Origin of the sequence: Micromonospora sp. CA-111912, assembly GCF_050948415.1 — a bacterium.
In the GTDB taxonomy this organism is placed as follows: domain Bacteria; phylum Actinomycetota; class Actinomycetes; order Mycobacteriales; family Micromonosporaceae; genus Micromonospora.
This window is the reverse complement of the sequence record NZ_CP192007.1, coordinates 796,098-819,148: the sequence shown is the minus strand read 5'-3', so window position 1 is coordinate 819,148 and position 23,051 is coordinate 796,098. Positions and strand designations below refer to the sequence as shown.

Annotated in this window: 29 protein-coding genes and 1 pseudogene; 12 read left to right on the top strand and 18 right to left on the bottom strand. The window is 74.3% G+C overall.

Going from position 1 to position 23,051, the window contains the following annotated elements; all coding sequences use genetic code 11:
* Positions 1-3: 3 nt before the first annotated feature.
* Positions 4-2,268, bottom strand: coding sequence for a diguanylate cyclase (locus ACQPZO_RS03890; RefSeq protein WP_433347090.1), 2,265 nt, complete (start codon positions 2,266-2,268; stop codon positions 4-6).
* A gap of 85 nt (positions 2,269-2,353) precedes the next feature.
* Here ACQPZO_RS03890 and ACQPZO_RS03885 point away from each other — a divergent pair, with 85 nt between their 5' ends.
* Positions 2,354-3,040 carry a 5-formyltetrahydrofolate cyclo-ligase gene (locus ACQPZO_RS03885; protein ID WP_433347088.1) on the top strand — a complete coding sequence of 229 codons (687 nt, stop codon included), beginning with the start codon at positions 2,354-2,356 and terminating at the stop codon, positions 3,038-3,040.
* Between the two features lie 18 nt (positions 3,041-3,058).
* Positions 3,059-3,175 (top strand): annotated as a pseudogene (locus tag ACQPZO_RS03880) (FmdB family zinc ribbon protein); the annotation flags it as partial.
* Positions 3,176-3,237: 62 nt separating this feature from the next.
* On the opposite strand, the gene ACQPZO_RS03875 reads toward ACQPZO_RS03880, so the two are convergent.
* Positions 3,238-3,558 (bottom strand): hypothetical protein, encoded by a 321-nt coding sequence (locus ACQPZO_RS03875; RefSeq protein WP_433351408.1) that lies wholly within the window; start codon positions 3,556-3,558, stop codon positions 3,238-3,240.
* A 150-nt stretch (positions 3,559-3,708) separates the two neighbouring features.
* On the opposite strand from ACQPZO_RS03875, the gene ACQPZO_RS03870 reads away from it, so the two are divergent.
* Positions 3,709-4,206, top strand: a complete 498-nt coding sequence (locus tag ACQPZO_RS03870) for a flagellar biosynthesis protein FlgA (RefSeq protein WP_433347086.1) — start codon at positions 3,709-3,711, stop codon at positions 4,204-4,206.
* A gap of 91 nt (positions 4,207-4,297) precedes the next feature.
* On the opposite strand, the gene ACQPZO_RS03865 is transcribed toward ACQPZO_RS03870, so the two are convergent.
* On the bottom strand, positions 4,298-4,483 hold the full coding sequence (locus tag ACQPZO_RS03865; RefSeq protein ID WP_350883799.1) for a hypothetical protein: 186 nt from the start codon (positions 4,481-4,483) through the stop codon (positions 4,298-4,300).
* A 64-nt stretch (positions 4,484-4,547) separates the two neighbouring features.
* Between ACQPZO_RS03865 and ACQPZO_RS03860 the strand changes: the two genes are divergently transcribed.
* Complete coding sequence (locus ACQPZO_RS03860; RefSeq protein WP_433347083.1) at positions 4,548-4,889, top strand: hypothetical protein; 342 nt, start codon at positions 4,548-4,550, stop codon at positions 4,887-4,889.
* Positions 4,890-4,914: 25 nt separating this feature from the next.
* Here ACQPZO_RS03860 and ACQPZO_RS03855 read toward each other — a convergent pair whose 3' ends face one another.
* A complete protein-coding gene (locus ACQPZO_RS03855; RefSeq protein WP_433347082.1) occupies positions 4,915-5,397 on the bottom strand; it encodes a DUF2231 domain-containing protein in 483 nt (160 codons plus the stop codon).
* Between the two features lie 200 nt (positions 5,398-5,597).
* On the opposite strand from ACQPZO_RS03855, the gene ACQPZO_RS03850 reads away from it, so the two are divergent.
* Both ACQPZO_RS03850 and ACQPZO_RS03845 read left to right on the top strand, forming a co-directional pair.
* Positions 5,598-6,026 (top strand): Fur family transcriptional regulator, encoded by a 429-nt coding sequence (locus tag ACQPZO_RS03850; RefSeq protein ID WP_433347080.1) that lies wholly within the window; start codon positions 5,598-5,600, stop codon positions 6,024-6,026.
* 45 nt (positions 6,027-6,071) lie between these two features.
* Positions 6,072-6,920: an oxygenase MpaB family protein gene (locus tag ACQPZO_RS03845; protein ID WP_433347078.1), complete on the top strand. Its 849-nt coding sequence runs from the start codon at positions 6,072-6,074 to the stop codon at positions 6,918-6,920.
* Between the two features lie 79 nt (positions 6,921-6,999).
* Here the strand turns inward: ACQPZO_RS03845 and ACQPZO_RS03840 are convergent, their stop codons facing one another.
* From ACQPZO_RS03840 to ACQPZO_RS03790, 11 genes are all read right to left on the bottom strand, one after another.
* Positions 7,000-7,821 carry a RecB family exonuclease gene (locus ACQPZO_RS03840; RefSeq protein WP_396669870.1) on the bottom strand — a complete coding sequence of 274 codons (822 nt, stop codon included), beginning with the start codon at positions 7,819-7,821 and terminating at the stop codon, positions 7,000-7,002.
* A gap of 171 nt (positions 7,822-7,992) precedes the next feature.
* On the bottom strand, positions 7,993-8,607 hold the full coding sequence (locus tag ACQPZO_RS03835; RefSeq protein ID WP_433347076.1) for a MarC family protein: 615 nt from the start codon (positions 8,605-8,607) through the stop codon (positions 7,993-7,995).
* A 32-nt stretch (positions 8,608-8,639) separates the two neighbouring features.
* Positions 8,640-9,518 carry a PHP domain-containing protein gene (locus ACQPZO_RS03830; protein ID WP_433347074.1) on the bottom strand — a complete coding sequence of 293 codons (879 nt, stop codon included), beginning with the start codon at positions 9,516-9,518 and terminating at the stop codon, positions 8,640-8,642.
* A 47-nt stretch (positions 9,519-9,565) separates the two neighbouring features.
* Positions 9,566-10,807 carry a hypothetical protein gene (locus ACQPZO_RS03825; RefSeq protein ID WP_433347072.1) on the bottom strand — a complete coding sequence of 414 codons (1,242 nt, stop codon included), beginning with the start codon at positions 10,805-10,807 and terminating at the stop codon, positions 9,566-9,568.
* 50 nt (positions 10,808-10,857) lie between these two features.
* Positions 10,858-11,796, bottom strand: a complete 939-nt coding sequence (locus tag ACQPZO_RS03820; RefSeq protein ID WP_433347070.1) for a SigE family RNA polymerase sigma factor — start codon at positions 11,794-11,796, stop codon at positions 10,858-10,860.
* 102 nt (positions 11,797-11,898) lie between these two features.
* Positions 11,899-12,771 carry a PH domain-containing protein gene (locus ACQPZO_RS03815; protein WP_433347068.1) on the bottom strand — a complete coding sequence of 291 codons (873 nt, stop codon included), beginning with the start codon at positions 12,769-12,771 and terminating at the stop codon, positions 11,899-11,901.
* A 6-nt stretch (positions 12,772-12,777) separates the two neighbouring features.
* Complete coding sequence (locus ACQPZO_RS03810; protein ID WP_165878125.1) at positions 12,778-12,936, bottom strand: hypothetical protein; 159 nt, start codon at positions 12,934-12,936, stop codon at positions 12,778-12,780.
* 117 nt (positions 12,937-13,053) lie between these two features.
* A complete protein-coding gene (locus ACQPZO_RS03805; RefSeq protein WP_433347066.1) occupies positions 13,054-13,710 on the bottom strand; it encodes a DUF6758 family protein in 657 nt (218 codons plus the stop codon).
* A 198-nt stretch (positions 13,711-13,908) separates the two neighbouring features.
* A complete protein-coding gene (locus tag ACQPZO_RS03800; protein ID WP_433347064.1) occupies positions 13,909-14,532 on the bottom strand; it encodes a TrmH family RNA methyltransferase in 624 nt (207 codons plus the stop codon).
* Between the two features lie 88 nt (positions 14,533-14,620).
* A complete protein-coding gene (locus tag ACQPZO_RS03795) occupies positions 14,621-15,157 on the bottom strand; it encodes a hypothetical protein (RefSeq protein WP_433347062.1) in 537 nt (178 codons plus the stop codon).
* 71 nt (positions 15,158-15,228) lie between these two features.
* Complete coding sequence (locus ACQPZO_RS03790; RefSeq protein WP_387019458.1) at positions 15,229-15,744, bottom strand: MaoC family dehydratase; 516 nt, start codon at positions 15,742-15,744, stop codon at positions 15,229-15,231.
* Between the two features lie 549 nt (positions 15,745-16,293).
* On the opposite strand from ACQPZO_RS03790, the gene trxA reads away from it, so the two are divergent.
* The 3 genes from trxA (at position 16,294) to ACQPZO_RS03775 (ending at position 17,659) form a co-directional block, all read left to right on the top strand.
* Positions 16,294-16,656, top strand: coding sequence for a thioredoxin (trxA, locus tag ACQPZO_RS03785; RefSeq protein ID WP_433347060.1), 363 nt, complete (start codon positions 16,294-16,296; stop codon positions 16,654-16,656).
* A gap of 59 nt (positions 16,657-16,715) precedes the next feature.
* Entirely contained in the window at positions 16,716-16,901 is a 186-nt protein-coding gene (locus ACQPZO_RS03780; protein ID WP_433347058.1) for a hypothetical protein, read from the top strand.
* Between the two features lie 350 nt (positions 16,902-17,251).
* Entirely contained in the window at positions 17,252-17,659 is a 408-nt protein-coding gene (locus tag ACQPZO_RS03775) for a CoA-binding protein (protein WP_433347056.1), read from the top strand.
* 39 nt (positions 17,660-17,698) lie between these two features.
* Here ACQPZO_RS03775 and ACQPZO_RS03770 read toward each other — a convergent pair whose 3' ends face one another.
* A complete protein-coding gene (locus ACQPZO_RS03770; RefSeq protein WP_433350770.1) occupies positions 17,699-18,895 on the bottom strand; it encodes an acyl-CoA dehydrogenase family protein in 1,197 nt (398 codons plus the stop codon).
* Positions 18,896-19,069: 174 nt separating this feature from the next.
* On the opposite strand from ACQPZO_RS03770, the gene ACQPZO_RS03765 reads away from it, so the two are divergent.
* Positions 19,070-19,498, top strand: coding sequence for a DUF4190 domain-containing protein (locus ACQPZO_RS03765; protein ID WP_433347054.1), 429 nt, complete (start codon positions 19,070-19,072; stop codon positions 19,496-19,498).
* A gap of 13 nt (positions 19,499-19,511) precedes the next feature.
* Here the strand turns inward: ACQPZO_RS03765 and ACQPZO_RS03760 are convergent, their stop codons facing one another.
* Positions 19,512-20,348, bottom strand: coding sequence for an SDR family NAD(P)-dependent oxidoreductase (locus ACQPZO_RS03760; protein ID WP_387020359.1), 837 nt, complete (start codon positions 20,346-20,348; stop codon positions 19,512-19,514).
* Between the two features lie 186 nt (positions 20,349-20,534).
* Here ACQPZO_RS03760 and ACQPZO_RS03755 point away from each other — a divergent pair, with 186 nt between their 5' ends.
* Positions 20,535-21,056: a DUF4190 domain-containing protein gene (locus ACQPZO_RS03755; RefSeq protein WP_433347052.1), complete on the top strand. Its 522-nt coding sequence runs from the start codon at positions 20,535-20,537 to the stop codon at positions 21,054-21,056.
* Between the two features lie 50 nt (positions 21,057-21,106).
* On the opposite strand, the gene ACQPZO_RS03750 is transcribed toward ACQPZO_RS03755, so the two are convergent.
* Complete coding sequence (locus ACQPZO_RS03750; protein WP_433347050.1) at positions 21,107-22,063, bottom strand: HpcH/HpaI aldolase/citrate lyase family protein; 957 nt, start codon at positions 22,061-22,063, stop codon at positions 21,107-21,109.
* Between the two features lie 132 nt (positions 22,064-22,195).
* Here ACQPZO_RS03750 and ACQPZO_RS03745 point away from each other — a divergent pair, with 132 nt between their 5' ends.
* Entirely contained in the window at positions 22,196-23,020 is an 825-nt protein-coding gene (locus tag ACQPZO_RS03745; protein WP_433347048.1) for an SDR family NAD(P)-dependent oxidoreductase, read from the top strand.
* The last annotated feature ends 31 nt before the right edge of the window (positions 23,021-23,051 follow it).

Below are 23,051 nucleotides of genomic sequence, written 5' to 3'. Positions count from 1 at the left end.
AGACTATCGGCCACGGGCGTGCCGCGACGGGTGAGGACCGGAAGACGCGCCGCCCGGCCCGGACCGCGCCACCGGCACATCGGGCCGCCCGGCCTCCGGGTCGACCGGGCCGACCGCCGCCGCGACGCGGGCCGGGGACTCCCGCCCGTCGATCGCCGCGCCCGCCCGGGGCAGCCCGTCGGAGGGGCTGACCGCGGCGGCCGGCACGGCGATCTCCTCCACCGGGGGCCAGGGCCGCGCCTCGGCCAGCCGCCAGCCGTCCCGGCCGGCCGCCTTGGCCGCGTACAGGGCGGCATCGGCGGCGTCGAGGACCTGCTGGCCGGTGGTGGCGTGGTCCGGATACACGGCGATGCCGACGGAGACGGTCACCCCGATGGTCACCCCGCCGGGCCCGTCCAACGCGACGGGGGTGTCCCGCACGGCCGCGCCGAGCCGCTCGGCCACGATGGTCGCGCCCCGCGCGTCGGTCTCCGGCAGCAGCAGCACGAACTCCTCCCCGCCCTGGCGGAAGGCCAGGTCCACCTCGCGGATCTCGCCCCGGAGCCGGCGGGCGAACTCGGCGAGCACCGCGTCCCCGGCGGCGTGTCCCCAGGTGTCGTTGACCGCCTTGAAGCGGTCCAGGTCGAGCGCGAGGACGCTGAGCATCCGGCCGAACCGGCTGGCCCGCTCCACCTCCCGGCGGATCGACTCGCGCAGGTAGCGGTAGTTCCACAGCCCGGTGAGCGGGTCGGTCAGCGACAGCCGCTGGGCCTCCTCGTGCACCCGGACGTTGTCCACCGCCACGGCCGCGTGCCCGGCGAAGGTGCGCAGGGTGACCAGGTCGTCGTCGTCGAACTCGTCCCCGCCGAGCCGGTCGTAGAGGACCAGCACACCGAGCGCCGCCGCCAGCTCCGCGCCGGCCCGTTCGGCGAGACCGCCGGGGGTGGCGAAGGGCACCGCGACGTACGTCTCGCAGCGCGGCTCCCCGGTCGGTTCGGCCGCCGGATCGACGCGGCCCCGGCACGGCTCACCGGTGGCCGCCACCGCGCCGACCACCCCGCGCCCCACCGGCACCCGCAGCGCCGCCGGGTCTGTGCCGGCGGGCCGCGTCGGGTCGGCGGCGTCCGGCAGTGCCCCGGCGGCGGGCCAGCGCCCGTCCAGCCCTTCGGAGCACCGCCCCACCAGCACCCCGCCGTCGACCAGCAGCACCGCCCCGGCCCGGGCCCCGGTCGCGGCGATCGCGCTGTGCAGGATCACCCGCAGGATGCGTTGCAGGTCGTGGGTGCTGGCCAGGGTGTCGCCGAGCACCGCGAGATGCCCGCGTAACTGGTCCCGGCTGCTGGTGAGCGCCTGCACGTAGGAGTCGGTCTCCCGGGTCATCCGATTGAACGCGGCGGCGAGCCGGCCGATCTCGTCGCGGCTGCGCACCGGCACCCGGGCGCCCAGGTCGCCGCGGGCCACCCGGTCCACCGCGCCGGCCAGCTCGACCAGCGGCCGGGTGGTGACCCGGGCCAGCCGCCAGGCCACCGCCACCGCCAGCAGCCCGGCCAGCACCACCGCGCCGACCAGCGCCGCGTACAGGCCGGGGGGCTGCTCGCTGGGCACGGAGAGCACCAGCGGCAGCGGCTGCCCCGGCGACGGGCCCACCCGGCGGACGTACCGGCCGTCCACGGTCTCGGTGACCCGGTCCCCGGTGACCTTCCGCGCGGCGGTGAGGACCGCGTCGCGTACCCCTGGGTCCTCGGTGGTGTGCGCGACGCCGCCGGCTGCGTCGTCGAGGAGGGTGACCGCGACGCCGGTGACCGCCGCCAGCCGGGCCACGAAACCCGGGTCGACCGGCTGGGCCGCGGCGACCGCGCCCAGGTCGACGCCCGCCCGGTCGCGCAGCCCGACCCGCGCGGTGAGCGCGCGGACCGGACCACCGGCGGAGTCGTCGGCGGAACACTCCCGCCAGGGCCCGGCCAGGGCGCCGGGGGTGGTGTAGAGGACGCCGCCGGCCACGTCGGTGACCAGCACGGCGGCGGCCAGGCCCCGGCTCACCACCTGCCCGGCCGCGCCGGGCCGCCCGGCCTGGTCGGCGACGAGGGCGACCGCGTCGGCCGCCGCCCGCAACTGCTGGCAGAGGGCGTCGACCGAGGTACGCACGCTCGCCGCCGCCAGCCCGAGCCGTTCCGCCGAGCGGCTGCGGTCGACGGCCGCCATGGTCGAGCCGACGAGGAGCGCGCCGAGCAGGACCGGGCCGAGCACCACCGCGAGGAAGGCTGCCGTCAACCGCCCGCGTAGCGTCAACGCTTCCCCCCGGAAGTTCCGCGCCCGATGCTAGCGATGTTGACACAGTGCGACCGGGTGGGAAACGTTGCGTCAGGAGTGTTGCGTGCCTGATTTTTCTGATGACGCGGAAGTGACCCATGCGGCGAAGCGGAGTGCCCGGGTCGAACTGCTCGCCCGCCGCCGCGCGCTGCCCGCGTCGGCCCGGGCCGAGGCGGCGGCGCGCGTCCGGGCCGCGCTGGTCGAGGTGGTCCGCCGGCTGCGCCCGACCCGGATGACCGCGTACGTCCCGGTCGGCTCCGAGCCGGGCGGGCCGGAGCTGCCGGAGGCGTTGCGCGCGGCGCTGCCGCCCGGGGCCGAACTGCTGCTGCCGGTGCTGTGCGACGACCTCGACCTGGACTGGGCGGCGTACACCGGCCCCGGCTGCCTGGTCGCGGCCGGGCGGGGACTGCGGGAGCCGACCGGCCCCCGGCTCGGCCGGTCGGCGGTCGCCGCCGCCCAGCTCGTGGTGGTGCCGGCACTGGCGGTGGACCGGCACGGGCGACGGCTGGGCCGTGGGGGCGGCTCGTACGACCGGGCGCTGGCCCGGGTCGGCGACGGGACCCTGACGGTGGCCCTGCTGCACGACGGTGAGCTACGCGAACACCTCCCGGTCGAGCCGCACGACCGGCCGGTCCGCGCGGTGGTCGGCCCCGACACGGGGCTGCGTACGCTGACAGGCGGCCCCGGGTCGGTCCCGGCACTTCCGCTGGACGAACCCGGGTCCGATGACGCACCATTGGCACTCGAATGAGCCGAGTGCCAACCGGCCGTGCCAGATCATCCGGAGGAGAACGTGCCCACGTACCAGTACGCCTGCACCGCGTGCGGTCACCAGCTCGAGGCGGTGCAGTCCTTCTCTGACGAGCCGCTGACCGAGTGCCCGGCGTGTGCGGGGCGGCTGCGCAAGGTCTTCAACTCGGTCGGCATCGTCTTCAAGGGCTCGGGCTTCTACCGCACCGACTCCCGCTCCGGAGCCGACCCGGCCAAGAGCGGCTCCGAGAAGCCGGCCAAGTCCGACTCGTCGTCCGGCGACTCCGGATCGTCGTCGAGCACGCCCGGCGGCTCGACCAGCGGGTCCTCGGGCTCGTCGTCCTCGGGCGGGTCGTCGTCCTCGGGCGGGTCGTCGTCCTCGGGCGGGTCGTCGTCCTCGGGCGGCGCGTCCGGGTCGTCGTCCTCGGGCGGGACGCCGAAGGCCCCGGCGTCCAGCGGGTCCAGCTCCTCCTGACCCGGTTTCCTAGCAGATCGCCGCGCCGCGTGGGGGTTGTCCACAGGCGGCCCGGTTGTCCACAGGCCCCGCCCCGACCCGGGCGGGGCCGGCCCTTCCCGGCCTAGCCTGCTGCTCCCGGTGCCGTCACGGTGCCGGGCGGAGGCGGGGTGCCCCGGTGCCACTGCGGCGCCCGGGGGAGGCGGGAGGACCGGATGGCGATCACCGGGGCGGGCACGGGATCACTGCGGCCGGTGCGCCGGCCCCGGCTTCCAGGACGGTCTGCGCTGCTGCGTGCCGCCCTCGTCGCCGCCCTCCTCGGGCTCGCCGCGGCGGTCCTGCAGACCCCGGCCGGCTGCCCGCCACCGCCGCGCGGCTCCAGCTCCCCCGACCCAGGCCCGGTGCCGTCCACCGGCGGCCCGCCGTCCGCGCTGCCGCTGCCCGACGGGGCGGTCGGCGTCCCGGTCCGACTGGCCGAACCCGCCGCGCTCGCCGTGGTCCGCCCCGGCGCCCGGGTCGACCTGCTCGCCGTGCCGGCCGGCCGGGCCGCCGAGGCCGACCTGCTGGCGTCCCGCGCGCTGGTGCTCGACGTGGTCGGGGCCGGCGCGACGGACGGCTCCTCGGCGCTCTATTTGGCGCTGCGCCCCGAGCAGGCGCAGCGCGCCGTCGGGCTGCCGGAGGGCAGCCGGTTCGCCATCGTGGTCCGCAGCTGACGCCGAGCGGGACGGGACGGCCGAGCGCCGCAGTGGCGCGACGAACGGCGGGCCCGAACGGCCGGCAGGCCGGGACGACGGGCGGCGGGGCTCAGGCCCAGTGCGGCGGGCGCTCGGCGAGCAGCCAGTCGTCGTTGCCGCCGGACCGCTCGCCCCAGCCCCGGTCGGTGTCGTCGGCCGTCTGCTCGGGCAGCACCACGAAGTCGTCGCTCAGCTCGACGGCGCGGTCGTCGTCGCCGCGCGCCTGCGTCCCCGGGTCGATGCTCACGAGCGGCAAGAGTACCGGTTCCGGCCCGCGTCCGGTCGGCCACGCGGTCCCGGGGTTGGTAGCGTCGGACGGCGTGACGACGCCCAGCGGTGACCGCCCCGAGGACGACTACTGGCGCCGCCCGCCGGACGCCCCCGGCGGCGCGGCCACCGGCCAGGAACGGCCGGCCTGCACCGACAGTCCCGGCCCGGCGGCCGGGTACGGCGGGCCGCCGCCCACCACGCCCCCGCCGCCCGGCTGGCGGCCCCCGGTGTACCTGCGGGCGGCCCCGCCCCGGCACCTGCCGCCGCAGGACACGGCCGGATTGGACGTGGAGGAACAGCGCGCCCAGTGGGTCACCTGGAGCGTCGGCGGGGCCGCAGCGGTGGTGCTGGTCGCCCTGGTCTGCCTGCTCTGCTCCCGGGCGATCTTCTGACCGGGCCGGCTCGCCGCACGGACGGTCAGAGGGTGCCGCCCCAGACCGCCTGGGCGCCGGTGTCGCCGGTCAGGTAGACGTAGACCAGCGAGGCCACCCCGAGCACGACCACCACCACGGTCAACAGCAGGGGCGCCCAGGAGGGCAGCCGGGAGACCCGGTCGTCGTTGCGGGTCACCAGCAGCAGGAGGAGGGCCGCCACGGCGAGGCCGACGGTGAACCAGAGCAGCGTCCCGCCGTACTCCGCGTGCTCGTGGACCTGGTCGAGGATCTGCGGCGGGTAGCCCTTCTCCCGCAGCGCATCCTCCAGCGCCTCGCCCGACTCCGTCGCCACCCAGGTGACGATCGGGGTGACCACCGCGAGGGCGGCCACCGCCCAGCCGAGCCGGGGGCGCCACCTCGGCAGCAACCCGTAAGCCGCAGCCAGCACGGCCAGCAGCGGAACGAACACCACGGCGGCGTGGATCACCAGAACGTGGCCTGGCAGCCCGTTGATCTCCCTGAACACCCGACACCTCCGGCAGTGGACGCGGTCCGCGGCAGCCAGCGTACGACGGTCCGACGCCACGGCAGTGCTGACGAACGGGTACACGCACGCGTCGATTGCCCGGTTCAGCCCGTGGCCCGAACGATGGCGGGCTGTGGCCCGGGCCACCCGGTCGAGGAGCTCGCTTGTCGCCTGGTGGGGGCCGTGTTGTCATTGACCTCATGTCCGGTGGTGAGAAGCTGCTCCGGTCGAGGGGCCTACGGGTCACCCGGCCGCGCCTCGCCGTGCTGGACGTCCTCGCCGCCGGCGGCCACCTGGAGGTCGACGAGATCACCCGCCGGGTGCGGGAACGCCTCGACTCCGTCTCCACCCAGGCCGTCTACGACGTCCTCGGCGCGCTGTCCCGGGCCGGGCTGTCCCGCCGGATCGAGCCGGCCGGCAGCCCCGCCCGCTACGAGGCGCGGGCCGGAGACAACCACCACCACGTGGTCTGCCGGGGTTGCGGCGAGATCGCCGACATCGACTGCGCGGTCGGCGCGGCCCCGTGCCTCGACCCGAACATCGCGTACGGCTTCGAGGTGGACGAGGCGGAGGTCACCTTCTGGGGGCTCTGCCCGGCCTGCCAGTCCCGCCGCTCCACCGACGACTGACACCACCCCCGCCGGCCGGGCTCGGGGCGTGGCACCCTTGGTCGGGTGGACTCCGATGACCTCGGCCTGTTCGGTCCGGGATCGGTCACGTGGAAAGTGCACGAGGAGCCGATCCTGATCGTCGCCGGCCTGCGTTCGCTCTACCTCCAGGCGCTACATCCCCGGGCCGTCGCCGGGGTGGCGCAGAACAGCGACTACCGCGCCGACTCGTGGGGGCGGCTGGTCCGCACCGCCACGTACGTGGCGACCACCATCTACGGCACCACCGCCGAGGCCGAGGCCGCCGGGGCGCGGGTACGCCGGCTGCACGCCCGGCTGCGCGCCACCGACCCGGCCACCGGGGAGGAGTTCCGCGTCGACGACCCGGAGTTGCTGCGCTGGGTGCACGTGGCCGAGGTGGAGTCGTTCCTCAGCACCGCCCGCCGCGCCGGGCTGCGGCTGACCGACGCCGAGGTGGACGGCTACTACGGCGAGCAGCGCCGGGTCGCGGCCCTGGTCGGGCTGGACCCGGCGGACGTGCCCGGCACCGCCGCGGAGGTGGCGGAGTACTACCGGCGGGTCCGGCCGGCCCTGCGGATCACCCGGGAGGCGGCGGAGACGGCCGTCTTCCTCACCGCTCCGCCGATCCCGTGGAAGCTCAACCTCCCGGCCCGGATCGGGCTGAGCCTCGGGCCGGCCCGGTTCGCGTACCTCGGCGTCGCCGGCACCGCGTTCGCGCTGCTGCCGCCCTGGGCCCGCCGGATGTACGGCGGGCTGGGGCTGCCGACCACCGAACTGTCGGCCGACCTCAGCGTGCGCGCCCTCCGGCTCGCCCTGGCGGCCCTGCCGCGCCGCTGGCGGGAGGGCCCGTTGCAGCAGGCCGCCAAGGCTCGGGCGGCCAGCGTCGCCGCCTGATGCCTGCCGGGTCCTGGCCCCCCTCGACCGCGGCGGTGCGGTGCCGGTCAGGCCGTGCGGTGCGGTGCCGGTCAGGCCGTCAGGCCGTGCGCTCCATCGCCGCCCAGGGCTCCTTACCCGGCGTCTGCGAGCCGGTGGGGCAGGTGCGGCGGTAGTCGCACCAGCCGCAGCGCGGCCCGGGCGTGGTGGGGAACGCCTCGTCGGGGTCGGCCCCGTCGGCGACCGCCCGCTCGGCGGCCATGATGTCCCGCGCGGTCTCCTCGGCGCGGGTGAGCTGCCGGGTCAGCGACTCGGCGGTGTGCTCGTGCGCCGCGATGGTCCCCGTGGGCAGGTGGTGCAGCTCCACCCGGTGGCACGGCCGGCGGAACACCCGCTCGGCGGCGTACGCGTAGAGGGCCAGCGCCTGGGAGCCGCGCGCGTCGTCGGCGTCCGTCCCGGCACGGCCGGTCTTGTAGTCCACGATCACCAGCTCCGGGCCGTCGGGGCCGGGTCGGGAGTCGATCCGGTCGGTGCGGCCGTTGAACGCCAGCACCGCCGTCTTGACCGCCACCACCCGCTCGACGCCGACGGGTTCGGCCTCCGGGTCCAGGGTGTCGACGTAGGACTCCAGCCAGCCCAGCGCCCGCCGGTACGCCTCCCGCTCCTGCTCGTCGTCGCGGTAACCGTCGCGGACCCAGGTGCCCTTCAGCAGCGCGACCAGCGCCTCCGGTCGGCGGCGGTCGGCGGGCAGCGCGTACCAGTTCTTCAGGGCGGTGTGCACGCTCGCGCCGAGCGAGTTGTGCGCCCAGGGCGGGCCCTTCGGCGGCGCCGGCCGGTCGACGTACGAGTAGCGGTAGCGGCGGGGGCAGTCCGCGTACGCGCCGAGCTTGCTGGGCGTGCAGACGAACAACCGCTCCGGCATGCCGTCGAAGCCGAGCTGCTCGGGCTGGCCGGCGCGGGCCCGGGGGGCCCCAGCGGAGGTGGATCGTCCGGAGGTGGATCGTCCGGGTGAGGAGGCTCGTCGCACCCCACCGATCCTGCCACCCCGGTACGACGCTCCGCCCGACCCCGTCGGCGGGTCGGGTCGGTCGACTCAGGCCATGTTGACGTACTGGGTGACGAAGGCAGCGACGGCGTCCGCGATGAGCTGCACCGCGATGGCGGCGAGCAGCAGGCCGGCGATCCGGGTGAGCACCTCGATCCCGCCGGGCCGCAGGATCTTGACGATTCCGCCGGAGAAGCGCAGCACGAGCCAGACCGTGAGCATCACCGCGACGATGGCCGCCGCGATGGCGCCGTAGTCGGTGGCCCGGTCGGCCTGCTGGACGAAGAGCATGGTCGCCACGATCGCGCCCGGCCCGGCCAGCAGCGGGGTGCCCAGCGGCACCAGGGCGATGTTCGAGGTGGACTGCTGGGTGGGGTCGTCGGCCTTGCCCGTGAGCAGCTCCAGGGCGACCAGGACCAGCAGCAGCCCGCCGGCCGCCTGGAGCGCCGGCAGGTCCACGTGCAGGTAGGCGAGCAGGGTCTGCCCGGCCACGGCGAAGACCACGATCACCCCGAGCGCCAGCGCCACGGCCTGCCACGCCGCCCGGTTCCGGTCCCGGGCGGGCAGCGGCCCGGTGAGCGCGAGGAAGATCGGCATCATGCCCGGCGGGTCGACGATGACCAGCAGGGTGACGAAGACCTCGCCGAAGAGCTTGGCATCCACCCGGACACGGTAGCGGCGCGGGTGGAAGCGGATCAGGTCGAAGCGACAGGCGTCACCCCGCCGGCCTCGGCCAGGATCCGCTCGTACACCTCGACGGCCGTGGTGAACGCGCCGAGCTGGACGGTCTTGTGGGTGCCGTGGAAGTCGGACGAGCCGGTGACGAACAGGCCCAGCTCGGCGGCGAGCGCCCGCACGTGCGCCCGCTCGGCGGGCGAGTGGTCCTCGTGGTCGGCCTCCAGGCCGGCGAGACCGGCCGCCGCCAGCTCGACGATCAGCCCGTCCGGCACGATCGGCCCCCGCCGGCTGGCCCTCGGGTGGGCGAGGACCGGCACGCCGCCGGCCGCCCGGACCAGCCGGACCGCCCGGAACACGTCGAGGTCCTCCTTGGGCAGCCGGTAGCGCTCCCCCAGCCAGGCCGACCCGAACGCCTCGACGGTGGTGGTCACCAGCCCGGCCCGGATCAGCGCCTGGGCGATGTGCGGCCGGCCCACCGTCCCGCCGGCCGCACCGGCCAGGATCTCCGGCCAGCTCACCTCGATGCCGTCGGCACGCAGCAGTTCGACGATCCGCTCCCCACGCACCTCACGGCCGGCCCGCATCAGGGCCAGCTCCGCGACCAGCTCCGGGTGGTTCGGGTCGAAGAGGTACGCGAGCAGGTGCAGCGCCACCGCCGGCTCGGCCCCGTACCAGCGGCAGGAGATCTCCGCGCCACGGATCAGGGTCAGCCCGGGAGGCAGCGCCGCCACGGCGGGCGCCCAGCCGGCGGTGGTGTCGTGGTCGGTGATCGCCAACACGTCCAGCCCGGCGTCGGCTGCGGCCCGGACCAGCTCGGCCGGGGTGAGGGTGCCGTCGCTGGCCGTCGAGTGGGTGTGCAGGTCGATGCGGGCTGCCGGCCCGGGGTGCGGGGTCATCGCCCGACGCTACCCGCCACCGGCACGGCCCCGGCCAGGGCGGGAGGTCAGGGGGTCACGTCGGTGACCACCACCGGCCGGCCGCCCGCATCGACGCCGGCCACGGGGGCGGCGTCGGCCTGCTCCCCGGCGAGCGCCCGTTCGGTGCGCACCTGCACGAGCCAGCCGCGCCCGTCGACGTACCCGGCGGTCCGGGTCGGGGTCCAGGCCGCCGCGCCGGCCAGTGCCGGACCGGCTCGGCGGGCCACCGGCGTCCCGTCGAGGGTGGCCAGGTCGACAAGGAGCGCCCCGGTGGCCTTCGACGCGCCGGTGCGGCCGTTGGCAAGCAGCCAGCGCCCGTCGGCGGAGACCGCGCCGAACCCGTCGGCGTCGAGGGCCGGCCCGCAGGCGGTACGGGTCACGGCGAGGTTCCGGGCTGGGTCGAGCAGCGCCAGGCAGGGCCGGCCGGGCGTACCGGTGGCTACCACGCCGATCGCCCGGCCGTCCGGCAGCGTCCCGTGGACGGCGAGGACGTGGTCCCCGGTGCCGGCGGAGAGCCCGCCCGCGGCCGGTCGCCACACCGCGTACCCGGGACGGGTGGGGTCGAGGCGCACGAGGACGGCGTCGCCGACGAAGCCGACCGGGACGGACGGCCCGGGGGCCGGCGTGCTGGTGACCGCGACCAGTCGCTCGCCGACGATTCCGGCGAGGGTGATCCGGTCCCCGTCCCGCCAGGCCACCTGCCGGCCGGTGGTGGCGACGGCGATGGCTTCCGCGCCCGCGAGGAGCACCTGGCTGCTGCCGTCCGGCCGCACGGAGACCAGGGTCCGGCCCGCCGCGGTCGGACCGCTCACCACCAGCCAGCCGCCCTCGTCGGGGATGCGTTGGGCCCGGTCGACCGCGCCCAGCCCGAGCGGGATGCTCCCGCCCCGGGTGGTACGCAGGGTCGTGCCGACGATCAGGTCGACGGCGGAGCCGCCCGGGCCGGGATTCGGTCGGGCGGCCCCGGCCGACGGGCTCGCCACCAGGTGCGGGGTCGGGCTGGCGGTGGCTTCACGCGGATCGCCGAGCACCACGGTCGGGGTGGTCGGATGGCCCGCCTGCGCACCGAGCTGCACCAGGCCGGCACTGACCAGCACGGTGGCCGCCCCGGCGAGGGCGATGCCGGTCAGGGTACGGCGGCGACGGGTGCGGTTGGCGCGCCGGATGGCCAGCCCGGCCGGGTCCACTGCGAGGGGTCGGAGCGTGGCGGCCTGCCGGGACAGGGTCTCCCGGACCGCGCGCTCCAGCTCGTCTCTCGGCACATCCATTGGACGCCCGGGGCCCCTCGTCCGGTTGTCAGCGGGGATCGGCACGCCGCTCACCGCCTCTCCGCGCCGACGGCCCGGGTCGAGGCCCCGACGGCGTCGGCCGCGACGGCGTCGGCCGCGACGGCGTCGGCGACCGGCGGGGTGGGGGCGGCCACCGCTGCCGAGTCCTTCGGGTGGCCGCTGCGGCGTGGGGCGCCGGCGGCACGTTGGGCATCGGCCGGCACGCGGGACGAGACGGGTGCGGGCACGCGGGACGAGGCGGGTGCGGGCACGCGGGACGAGGCGGGTGCGGGCACGCGGGACGAGGCGGGTGCGGGCACGCGGGGCGGCTCCCCGGCCGGCGCGGGCCGGAGCGGCGGCGTCCGGGACGCGCCGGGGCGCGGGCCGGCCCGGCCCGGGACGGGGGCGTCGGACGCCGCGGCCCGGGACGGGCGACGCGGCGCATCCCGGCCGGCGGACCGCGTCGACCCGGGCAGGTCGGGCAGGTCGAGGGCCGCCTGCTCGCCCAGTCGGCGGCGCAGGGTGGCCAGCGCCCGGGACGTCTGGCTCTTCACCGTTCCCGGGGAGATCTCCAGCAACGCGGCGGTCTGCGCCTCCGACATGTCCTCGTAGAAGCGCAGCACCAGCACCGCCCGTTGCCGGCTGGGCAGCGCCCTGAGGTGCCGCCAGAGCACGTCCCGGTCGAGCTGCTGCTCGATCTCGTCGGTCCCGGCCCGCTCGGGCAACACCTCCGTCGGCCGTTCCCCGTGCCAGCGTCGCCGCCACCAGCTCGTCGAGGTGTTGACCATGACCCGGCGGGCGTACGGCTCGATCGCGTCGATCCCGCCGAGCCGCCGGCAGGCCAGGTACGTCTTGGTCAGGGCCGTCTGGAGCAGGTCCTCGGCCGTGGCCCAGTCCCCGGCGAGCAGGTACGCGGTGCGCAGCAGGGCACCGGAACGGGCCTCGACGAACTCACGGAAATCCTCCTCCAGCGGGTCCCTACCGGCCACGCCCACCTCCCGCACCCCCGTGCCCTGCTGGCAGGCTGCCACGCCGGGGCGCGTCGGTCGACGGCGATTGGTGCCTTGTTCTCCGATGTTCGGACGGAATTCTCAGGCGCCGTCGTCGGCCTTGGCCTCGTCCGCCTCCTTGCCCAACCGCGCCTCGACTGCCTGCGGCTCGTACATCTCCTCGACGACGCGCAGGTAGAGCTCGTTGGGGTTGGGCAGGTTCTTGATCTCGCGGAGCGCCTGGTCCTGGCCGGCGGACTCCAGCACGAAGGTGCCGTAGTTGAGCGCCCGGCCGGTCGGGCTCTGCTCGTATTTCATGTCGGTGACCCGGGCCAGGGGCATCATCGCGACCTTGCGGGTGATGATGCCGTTGACGACCATCACCCGCTTGTTGGTCAGGATGAAGCGGTCGTACCACCAGTCGGCGACCCGCCAGGCGACCCAGCCCATCACGGCGAACCAGAGCAGCACCGCGACGGTGGTCAGCGCGCCCACGTCCCGCCCGGCGAGGAAGCCGGAGAGGTAGCCGAGGACGAAGGTCGCGGCGATGCCCACCAGGATCGGCGTGGTGAGGTGGATCCAGTGCCGCTTCCACTCGCCCCGGTACCGCTCGGTGGGGAAGAGGTAGCGGGCGACGAGCGAGCTGGGCTCGTCTTCCAGCGGAAGGACCCGCCGGGGGCCCAGCGGCATGCCGGAGGCGTCGACCCGCAGGCCGGCCAGCTCCTCTTCGGAGATCTGCGGGGCCTGGTAGCCGGCCTCGGGGTCGCGGACCCAGGCACGCCCGGAGCGCTCCTCGCCCGCGTACGGACCGTCGCCGTAGCCGACGTCGTCGGAGAACGGGGGGCCGTCCGAGGGACCAGAACGGGAACCCGGCACGTCGTCGGGTCGGACCCGGGGAATCGGCTCCGTGTCTCGATCCCGGCGCCCCCGGTCGGGGTCGTCGGGATCGAAGGGGGGGCCGGAAGGGCTTCCCATCGGCGGCTAGGCGATGAGGCTGGTGAAGAAGTCGCCGAAGCCTTGGGCGATGTCCATGATGCCGCCACCGATCGACTTGAAGACGTCTGCGGCCGAGTTCGGCCGGTACGCGACAAAGAAGATCAAGAATGCGATACCGGCCCAGGTGAGGACCTTCTTGACCATGGCGGGCCATCCTCTCGCGCTGGCGCCGGGTCCATTTACCGCAGCGGCACCCAGAGTATCAGTAAGGTGTCGTACAGTGAATCTTTGCGTCCGTTCTCCGACAGAACGGGAGACTTGTCAGGCCTTCCCGTGCAGGTACGGGGACGGTGCGCCGTACACGAGCTCGGACGGCGTCCACTCCGTGAGGTCGCGCAACTCCACGTCCTCGGCGAGCAGATGCCCCGCACTCGCCGGCCAGGCTATCGCATGGAGCCACATTCCCCGAGCCTCGCCGGCGTACGCGCTTCGATCTGTCGGAGAATTCACGAGCCACAGTGGAGTCGGATGGCCGGCCACCCGGATCCTGGCCTGTCCGATGTGCTCCGGATGCCCGGGGCCGGGTTCGTTCAACGCCTCGGCGAGTTGCGGGCCCGGATCGGGGCCCGCCAGCCCGGCGAGCCGGGTACCCAGGCCCACGCCCGGCTCCTCGGCCACGAAGACCAGATCGGCGGGGCCGCCGCCGAGCGGCTCGGGCCCGGCGCAGGCGATCGCGGTGGCCCGCACCCCGGTCCGCTCGTCGCCGGCGTACGCCACGCCCGTCAGGGTCCAGCCGGGCGGCAGTGGCCAGGGGCACCACACCGGCGTGGCCGGCTCCGCCCCGGGCGCGGCGGCGGCGACCCGGTCCACCACGCTGGCGATGATCTCCGCGCCGATGTGCTCGGGCACGTGCAACGGCGGCACCGGGCCGCAGCGCAGGCACCGCCATTCGGTGTGCATGAGGTCCGGCTCCCGCACGGATCCACCACACCTCGGACAACTCACCGTGACACTCACGTTTCCACCGTCACCCCGGACGGCCGGGCAGTCAAGTCGAGCGGCCGTTCCCCCGGCGCGTCGGGGCGGGATTCCACCGACCGTGCCCGACCGCGGCGCAGGGTCATCGGGCCGGCGCCCCGCCCAAATCGGGGCCGGCGGACCGGTGTGGACACCGGCTCAGTCGGGCGGCGGGCCGGCGTGGGCCCGGATCCACGCGTGCATCGCGATGCCGCTGGCCACCCCGGCGTTGATCGATCGGGTCGAGCCGTACTGGGCGATCGAGAAGAGCTGGTCACAGGCCGCCCGGGCGGTCTCGGACAGCCCCGGGCCCTCCTGGCCGAAGAGCAGCACGCAGCGGCGCGGCAGGGTGGTCGTCTCCAGCGGTCGGGAGCCGGGCAGGTTGTCGATGCCGACCACCGGCAGGTCCCGCTCCACCGCCCAGGCGACGAACTCGTCGATCGTCTCGTGGTGCCGGACGTGCTGGTACCGGTCGGTCACCATGGCACCGCGCCGGTTCCACCGCCGCCGCCCGACGATGTGCACCTCGGCGGCGAGGAAGGCGTTGGCGTTGCGGACCACCGTGCCGATGTTGAAGTCGTGCTGCCAGTTCTCGACGGCCACGTGGAAGTCGTGCCGGCGCCGGTCGAGGTCGGCGACCACGGCCTCCCGCCGCCAGTACCGGTACCGGTCCACCACGTTGCGCCGGTCGCCCTCGGCGAGCAGCTCCGGGTCGTACCGGGGGTCCTCCGGCCGGTCGCCGGGCCACGGCCCCACGCCGACTTCGATCTGGTCACCCGTCACGGTCTGAAGAGGGTACGGTCCGCCCGTCGGCCGCCGGCCTTGGGGTGCCCGCGGGGCCGGTCGCCGGCCGGCGGGAACGGCGGCCTGATCAGCCCAGGTCGAGCGCACCACAGAGCCGGTCCAGGAAGCGCCGGTCGGCCGGCGCGGTGGGCACGTCCGCCGGGGCCGGGACCCCACCGACGGTGACCCGGCAGACCCGGGCCGCCACCGACTGCACCCACTGCCGGTACGCGGCCGAGTCGGCGGGGTCGGCCCGGCGGCGCAGCACCCGCACCGCGGCCCGGCAGGCGGGCAGCAGGTCGACGAGGTCGGTGAGCCGGCCGGCCGGGGCGGGCGCCCCGTCGTGCCGGGCGTAGATGGCGGCCACCACGGCACGGACCAGGTCGCTGTCGGAGGCACGGCCCGCCGCCACGGCGTCCAGGCCGGCGAGCCCGGCGCCGACGCCCCGCGTCGGGCGTCCGGTGGCGGGCGTGGCGGCGGCCACGAGCACGCGGCCGGGCAGCCCGGTCAGCAGGTCCCACTCGGCGGCCGAGTAGACGGCGGTGGTCAGCGGTGCGGCGCGGCGGCCGGCAGAGGGCGGCTCTCCGGCGACGGAGTGGCTCATGGGGACCTCCGGCGCCAGCATAAGCCTCCGACCAGGGAAAGGGCCCCAACCCGCGGAAGACGGCGGGCGGGGCCCGATGCCAAACGGGAGGGTCAGCGCGGCTCGGGGAAGCTCGGCCGCTCCGGGTCGACGCCCTCTCCTACGGCGTTGGCCGCGTACTCCCGCTTGGGGACCATCACCCGGCGGCGGAAGACGCAGACCATGGTGCCGTCCTGCTTGTAACCGCGGGTCTCCACGGAGACGACCCCCCGGTCGGGCTTCGAGCCGGACTCGCGCTTGTCCAGCACGGTGGTCTCGCCGTAGATGGTGTCGCCGTGGAAGGTCGGGGCCACGTGCCGCAGCGACTCGACCTCGAGGTTCGCGATGGCCTTGCCGCTGACGTCGGGGACGGACATGCCGAGCAGCAGGGAGTAGATGTAGTTGCCGACCACCACGTTGCGCTGGAACTGGCTCGCCGACTCGGCGTAGTGGGCGTCCAGGTGCAGGGGGTGGTGGTTCATGGTGAGCAGGCAGAAGAGGTGGTCGTCGTACTCGGTGACGGTCTTGCCCGGCCAGTGCCGGTAGACCGCGCCGACCTCGAACTCCTCGTAGTAGCGGCCGAACTGCATCGATGTCCCCTTAACGGCGGCGACAGAGTTCGGGCCAGCATGCCTTATCGAGTGTTAAGGCAGGGGCCGAGGCCGGCCGGCCGAGGAAATGTCACACCGGCGGCAGCACTTGGGGGGAGACGCAATGAGCGGCGGGGCCCTCCCCGGCACCCGCCGCCCACGCTCTGATGCGACAGATTCTGCCGTACGGCGGTGCCAAACGAACAGAGACCGACGTCACATTTATCTTTTCGTAACAATACTCTGCGTGACCGTCAACCAGTTCCGGAGCGATCTCCGCAGGTCGGGATCGGCGCTAGTCAGGCATCAGATCACCGACACAGCGCCGCCGCCTGGGCCATCGGCTGTGGAAGCGCTCCCATCACGGCTCGTCACGCAAATGCGTCGTGCATGTGCATGCCGCACGCCGGGGACGACAGATGTGGGTCGATGTCCCTGGGCTCCCGCCCGCCGGCCGGCGGGGTTTCGGCACCGGTCGGCCGGGAATTCGTGGGCACCCGTCCTGGTTTCAGGAGGCGTAGTTGATTCCTCGGTGATCGGAGAGTGCAAATGGCAACCGTTGAGCTGACCACGGGGAACTTCGACGAGGTGGCGGGCAGCGACGGCATCGTCCTCGTCGACTTCTGGGCCGAGTGGTGCGGCCCGTGCAAGCGGTTCGCCCCGGTCTACGAGCGCTCCTCGGAGAAGCACCCGTCCATCATCTTTGGCAAGGTCGACACCGAGGCGCAGCAGGAACTGGGTGCCAAGTTCGACATCCGCTCCATCCCGACGATCATGGCGATCCGGGACGGCGTGATCGTCTTCTCCCAGCCCGGCGCCCTGCCCGAGTCCGCCCTGGAGAACCTCATCGAGCAGGTTCAGGGCCTCGACATGGACGACGTCCGCAAGAAGCTGGCCGAGCACAACCACTGAACCGACCACCGCGACGGCCGAGCCCCAGCTCCGGGGCCCGGCCGTCGTCGCGTCCCGGGGTGAGGCCGTCGCCGGGACCGGGGCCGGTCGTCGCGGCGGCGGCGGCGGCGGCGGCGGCGGCGGCGGCCGGAAAGTACCGGTACGGCCGGTGCCGACCTGGGCCAGGACGCCGCGCCGAGATCGAGGGCCAGCAGAGCCGGTACGTCGCCGAGCCGGACCAGCTGCGCCAGGTCTCCGACGGGTAGGCCGAGCGCCACCCCCGACGCCCTCCTGGCTGCCCGGCAGGCCACTTGCGCTTCTTTCGCACACGTGTTCGAATAAGGCCATGCGCTGGGACAACCTCTCCGCTCCCCCGGACGAGGGCGGTTCCGAGCGGGCAGCGCCGGCGGCTCCACCCCTGCCGCCGGCGCTGCCCGGCGCGACAGTTCGCACGTTCGACATCCCGGAATTCGCCGGGACGACCGGCCCACCGGGGCACTTCGGGCCGGGTCACTTCGGGACGTCACCACCGACACCGGCGACCTCAGCGCCAACGGCGGTGGTCAGCCACAACCGCTTCGCCCGCAACACCCGACCGGCCGGTTACAGTCGGGGGGTGCGCACCGCCCAGGAACTCCTCGCCGATTCCGCCGTGATCGCCGTCGTGGGCGCATCCCGAGACCCGAGCAAGGCCGCGCACCGGGTGCCGGCGCAGATGCAGCGGTACGGCTGGCGGATCATTCCGGTCAACCCGACGGTCGATGAGCTGTTCGGCGAGCAGGCGTACGCGTCGCTGGCCGACATCCCGCACCCGGTCGACCTGGTGGACGTGTTCCGCCCGGCCCGGGACGCGGTCGGCGTGGTCCGCGAGGCGGTGGCGATCGGCGCACCCGCGGTCTGGTTGCAGCTCGGAATCGTCTCGCCGGAGGCGCGGCGGATCGCCGAGGAGGCCGGGATCGACTATGTCGAGGACCGTTGCCTCATCGTCGAGCGCGCCGCCGCCGGCCTGACCCGCCTGCCCTGATCCGCCTGCCCCGATGGGGCGTCGCCCCGACCGGACCGGTCAGAGCTTGTACTCCTTGAGCAGGCCACGCGAAATGATCGTCTTCTGGATCTCCGAGGTGCCCTCGCCGATGAGCAGGAACGGGGCCTCCCGCATCAGCCGCTCGATCTCGTACTCCTTGGAGTAGCCGTAGCCGCCGTGGATGCGGAACGCCTCCTGGACCACCTCGGCGCAGTACTCGGAGGCGAGCAGCTTGGCCATCCCGGCCTCGACGTCGTTGCGCTGGCCGGCGTCCTTGAGCCGGGCGGCGTTGACCATCAGGGCGTGCGCGGCCTCGATCTTCGTGCCCATCTCGGCGAGCTTGAAGGCGATCGCCTGGTGCCTCGCCAGCGGCTGGCCGAAGGTCTTCCGCTGCTGGGCGTACGCGACGGCCAGCTCGAAGGCGCGGATGGAGATGCCGCAGGCGCGGGCGGCGACGTTGACCCGACCGACCTCGATGCCGTCCATCATCTGGTAGAAGCCGCGGCCGACCTTGTCCGGTCCGCCGAGCACGGTGGCGGCGGGGACGGTGACGCCGTCGAGGACCATCTCGGTGGTCTCGACCCCCTTGTAGCCCATCTTGTCGATCTTGCCGGGGATGGTCAGGCCGGGCGCGGTCTCGCCGAAGCCGGGCTCCTTCTCCAGCAGGAAGGTGCTCATGTTGCCGTACACCGAGTCGGCGCCGGTGTCGGTCCTGACCAGGGTCGCCACCACCGAGGAGTACGCCCCGTTGGTCAGCCACATCTTCTGGCCGTTCAGGACGTAGTTGTCGCCGTCGCGGACCGCCCTGGACTTGATCGCCGAGACGTCGGAGCCGCACTCGGGCTCGGACATGGAGAACGCGCCGCGCACCTCGCCGGTCGCCATTCGCGGCAGCAGCCGGGCCCGCTGCTCGGCCGAGCCGTGCTGGGAGATCAGGTACGCCACGATGAAGTGGGTGTTGACGATGCCGGAGATCGACATCCAGCCCCGGGACAGCTCCTCGACCACCAGGGCGTAGATCAGCAGGGACTCGCCGAGCCCACCGTGCTCCTCGGCGATGGTGAGGCCGAACAGCCCCATCTCGCGCATCCCGTCGAGGATGTCGGTGGGGTACTCGTCGGCGTGCTCCAGCCGCTGCGCGTGCGGGATGATCTCCTTGTCGGCGAACTCCCGGACGGTTTCCAGGATCGACCGCTGCACGTCGGTCAGGCCGGGTGTCTGGGCGAGTCGGGCCATCTCAGCCTCCGGGGATCGGCGCATTACTCGTGGGTAACTGAACGCTCGGTAAGTATCTGCCTCCCGGCCGGCGAGGCCAAGGCACCCTGTCCACACAACCGCTGTGAAAAGGTTCACCGCTGCGGGTAGCGTCCGCAACAGGGCAGGTCACCAAGGGTGCGCGGGAGGGGCCGAATGAGTTATCCACCGCAGGAGCCGGACCAGCCGCCGTCGCCGTACGAGCCGCCGCCCGGCGAGCCCGGCCAGTCGGGCCCGCCCTCGGGATACGAGCAGTACGGGCAACCGGGCCAGTACGGCCCACCCCCGGGCTACGGGCAGTACGGCCAGCCAGGGCAGTACCCCGGCCAGCCGCCGCCCGGCCGGGCGACGAACATCCTCGCCGTGCTGTCGCTGGTCTTCGCGTTCGTCTTCCCGCCTGCCGGCATCGTGTTCGGGCACGTGGCCAAGCAGCAGCTCCGGCGCACCGGCGAGGAGGGCGACCAACTCGCCACCTGGGGCCTGATCCTCGGCTACCTCTTCACCGCGATCGGCCTGCTGGCCTGCTGCGGGTGGATGGCGCTGGCGATCTGGGGCAGCTCCGGCGGCGGCAGCTCCTACAACTGACGCCCGGGCCGGGTCACCGGAACTGAGCCTCCCGCACGCTGTTCCCGCCGTCCACCACCAGCATCTGCCCGGTGATGTACGACGCCGCGGGCGAGCAGAGGAACGCGATCGCGGCGGCCACCTCGTCCGGGGTGCCGGGGCGGCCCACCGGGGTGCCGAGCCCCTGCCGGATCTCCGCCACGGTGGAGGCAGCCGTGTGGATGGTCCCCGGGGCCACCGAGTTCACCGTCACCCCGTCGGCGATCATCTCCATCGCCAGCGCCCGGGTCAGGCCGACCACGCCCGCCTTGGCGGCGGCGTACGCCGCCTCGGTGGGCAGGGCGTTGACCGGGCCTGCGGTGGCCGCCAGGTTGACGATCCGCCCCCAGCCACGCTCGGCCATCCCGCCGATGAACGCGCGGCTGCACAGGAACGCGGTGGTCAGGTTCCGCTCGATCTCGCCGTGCCACTCCGCGTAGCTGAGCTGGGCCACCGGGCGCAGCACCTCGGGGCTGGCCCGGCTGGCCAGGCCGGCGTTGTTGACCAGCACCTCCACGTCGCCGAGTTGCTCGGCGACCGCGTCGGCGAGCGCCCCGACCTCCGACTCGTCGGTGAGGTCGGCGACGAACCCGGTCACCCCCAGCTCGCCGGCCCGTTCGTGGATGCGCCGGGTGGTGGACACGATGGCCACCCGGGCGCCCAGGTCGGCCAGCCGGCGGGCCGTGGCGTACCCGATGCCGTCGGGGCTGCCGGCCCCGGTGACCAGGGCGACCCTGCCGTCGAGCCGCATGGTTACGGGGTCGGCCAGCGGCGCCGGGGCGTCCTGGTCGGCCGGGGCTGTCGCGGCGGTGACCCGGCCGCGCCGGGCCAGGCCCGGTCGGCTCGCGTCCCGCCGCGGTCGGCTTCCGGAACGGTCCGCGGACCGCGCGTCTGCTGCCATGCCGAGATCCTGCCCGCTACGCCCCCGCCGGGCAACGCGGCACCCGGTAACGGGGACGCCCATCTTGGGCGGGCCTGGCTACCCTGACCGCGCACCCTCGACAGACGGAGAGAACCGATGACATATCCGCCGCCGTCCGGCACCGACCCCTGGTCCCAGCCGTCCACCCCGCCCGTCGACCCCACCCTGCCGGTCAGCGGGCAACCAATCCCCGGCCAGCCGACGGGCCCGGACCCGTACGCGCCCGTCGACCCGTACGCGGGGATGAAGTCGGGGCAGCCCGTGCCCGCAGCCGACCCGTACGCCGTGCCCGGCTACGCACCCGCCGGCTACCCGCCGGCCGGCTACCCCGGGTACGGGTACCCGCAGCCGCCGAGGACCAACGGCCTGGCCATCGCGGCACTGGTGCTCGCCCTGGTCGGCATCGCCTCCTGCATCACCGCGCCGGTGGGCGCGATCATGGGTCACGTCGCCCAGAAGCAGATCCGGCAGACCGGCGAGGGCGGGGAGGGGATGGCGAAGGCGGCCATCATCGTCGGCTGGATCCTCACCGGCCTGATAGTGCTGGGGATCATCTTCTACATCGTGATGATCGGCATCGCGATCTACGCGGGCAGCACGAGCAGCAGCAGTTACTGACGCTGGGCCGGCGCTACGCGGTGCCGCCCCGCGCCCGGGGCGGCACCGGGTCACCCCGCTGGGGGCGTGAAGCTGGAGGTGCGGGTCAGCCCGGCCGCACGACCCTTGGCCGCGATCACCAACGCCATCTTGCGGGACGCCTCGTCGATCATCTCGTCGCCGAGCATCACCGCGCCGAGCCGGCCGCCCGCCTCCGAGGTGTAGTGCTCGTACGCGTCGAGGATCAGCTCCGCGTGGTCGTAGTCGGCCTGGGCCGGCGAGTAGACCTCGTTCGCGGCGTCGATCTGCCCGGGGTGCAGCACCCACTTGCCGTCGAAGCCCAGCGCGGCCGACCGCCCGGCCACCTCCCGGAACGCGTCGATGTCCCGGATCTGCAGGAACGGGCCGTCGATGGCCTGCTTGTCGTGCATCCGGGCAGCCATCAGGATGCGCATCAGGATGTAGTGGTACGGGTCGCCCGGGTACTCGGGGATGAGCGCGCCCACCACCAGGGACCTCATGTTGATCGAGGCCATGAAGTCGGCCGGCCCGAAGATGATGGTCTCCACCCGGGGCGACGCGGCGGCGATGGCGTCGACGTTGACCAGGCCGGCGGCGTTCTCGATCTGCGCCTCGATGCCGATCCGGCCGACCTCGAGGCCGAGGGTCTTCTCGATCTGGGTGAGCGTCAGGTCCAGCCACTGCACCTGGGCGGCGTTCTGCACCTTCGGCAGCATCACGCAGTCCAGGTTGGCGCCGGCCCCCTCGACGACCTCGATCACGTCCCGGTACGTCCACGGGGTGGTGAGGTCGTTGACCCGGACCACCCGGGTCTTGCCGGCCCAGTCGCCCTCGTTGAGCGCGGCCACGATGTTCTTGCGCGCGTCCGGCTTGGCCAGCGGGGCCACCGCGTCCTCCAGGTCCAGGAAGACCTGGTCGGCGGGGAGGCCCTGGGCCTTGCCGAGCATCTTGACGCTGGAACCGGGCACGGCGAGGCAGGACCGGCGAGGACGACCGACAGCGGTCATGGATGCGCTCCTTCCCGCGTCGGCGAACCGGCCGACGGGCTGACGGGGCCCGCCGCGCCGGCGGACTTAACGATCGCAAAGGTGCTTGTGACGCCACGGTAACCTCGTGCCGTGACCGGGGTGAATGGACCTGTGGAAGATCTCACTGGGCGTCGGATCGTGGTGGTGACCGGAGCCAGCTCCGGCATCGGGCTGGCCGCCGCCGTGGAACTGGCGCGCCGCGGCGACCAGGTGGCACTGGTCGGCCGGGACCCGGCCCGCCTCCAGGCGGCCGGCGACCGGGTGCGGGACGCCAGCGGCGAGCGGCCCGAACTGTTCCGGGCCGACTTCGCGGTCCTCGACGACGTTCGAGGGCTGGCGGAACGGCTACGCGCCGCGTACGACCGGATCGACGTGCTGGCCAACAACGCCGGGGCGATCGTGCTGCGCCCGGTCACCACGATCGACGGGTTCGAGCTGTCGATGCAGGCCAACCACCTGGCCCCGTTCCTGCTCAGCACCCTGCTACGGGATCGGGTCGGCAGGCTGGTGGTCACCGCCTCCGGGGCGCACCGCAGCGGCGTACTGGACCCGGACGACCTCAACGCCACGCTGCGCGGCTACCGGCCGATGCGCGCGTACGGCACCAGCAAGCAGGCGAACATCCTGTTCACCGCCGAGGCCGCCCGGCGCTGGCCGCAGATCCCCGCGTACTGCTTCCACCCGGGCGTGGTGCGGACCCGGTTCGGCGCGGACAGCCGGCTGGTGGCCCTGGGCATGCGGCTCCTGCCGTTCCGCAGCCCGGAGAAGGGCGCCGAGACGCTGGTCTGGCTCGCCGACCAGGAGCCGGCCAGGCTGACGTCCGGCGGCTACTACGCCGACCGACGGCCCCGCCGCCCGCTGCGCAAGGCCGCCGACCCGCGGCTCGCCGCCCGCCTCTGGACGGCCAGCGCGAAGGCGGTCGGCGTAGCGGCGTGACGGCCGGGGCGGGCGAACAGGACCCACCCGC

Bases quoted from the DNA above. Each gene is read 5' to 3' on its own strand.
- ACQPZO_RS03870 (WP_433347086.1), top strand. From the start codon at position 3,709: ATGGCGATCACCGGGGCGGGCACGGGATCACTGCGGCCGGTGCGCCGG.
- ACQPZO_RS03850 (WP_433347080.1), top strand. From the start codon at position 5,598: ATGTCCGGTGGTGAGAAGCTGCTCCGGTCGAGGGGCCTACGGGTCACC.
- ACQPZO_RS03840 (WP_396669870.1), bottom strand. From the start codon at position 7,821: ATGCCGGAGCGGTTGTTCGTCTGCACGCCCAGCAAGCTCGGCGCGTAC.
- ACQPZO_RS03830 (WP_433347074.1), bottom strand. From the start codon at position 9,518: ATGACCCCGCACCCCGGGCCGGCAGCCCGCATCGACCTGCACACCCAC.
- ACQPZO_RS03825 (WP_433347072.1), bottom strand. From the start codon at position 10,807: ATGGATGTGCCGAGAGACGAGCTGGAGCGCGCGGTCCGGGAGACCCTG.
- ACQPZO_RS03815 (WP_433347068.1), bottom strand. From the start codon at position 12,771: ATGGGAAGCCCTTCCGGCCCCCCCTTCGATCCCGACGACCCCGACCGG.
- ACQPZO_RS03810 (WP_165878125.1), bottom strand. From the start codon at position 12,936: ATGGTCAAGAAGGTCCTCACCTGGGCCGGTATCGCATTCTTGATCTTC.
- ACQPZO_RS03795 (WP_433347062.1), bottom strand. From the start codon at position 15,157: ATGCTGGCGCCGGAGGTCCCCATGAGCCACTCCGTCGCCGGAGAGCCG.
- ACQPZO_RS03790 (WP_387019458.1), bottom strand. From the start codon at position 15,744: ATGCAGTTCGGCCGCTACTACGAGGAGTTCGAGGTCGGCGCGGTCTAC.
- trxA (WP_433347060.1), top strand. From the start codon at position 16,294: ATGGCAACCGTTGAGCTGACCACGGGGAACTTCGACGAGGTGGCGGGC.
- ACQPZO_RS03770 (WP_433350770.1), bottom strand. From the start codon at position 18,895: ATGGCCCGACTCGCCCAGACACCCGGCCTGACCGACGTGCAGCGGTCG.
- ACQPZO_RS03765 (WP_433347054.1), top strand. From the start codon at position 19,070: ATGAGTTATCCACCGCAGGAGCCGGACCAGCCGCCGTCGCCGTACGAG.
- ACQPZO_RS03755 (WP_433347052.1), top strand. From the start codon at position 20,535: ATGACATATCCGCCGCCGTCCGGCACCGACCCCTGGTCCCAGCCGTCC.
- ACQPZO_RS03750 (WP_433347050.1), bottom strand. From the start codon at position 22,063: ATGACCGCTGTCGGTCGTCCTCGCCGGTCCTGCCTCGCCGTGCCCGGT.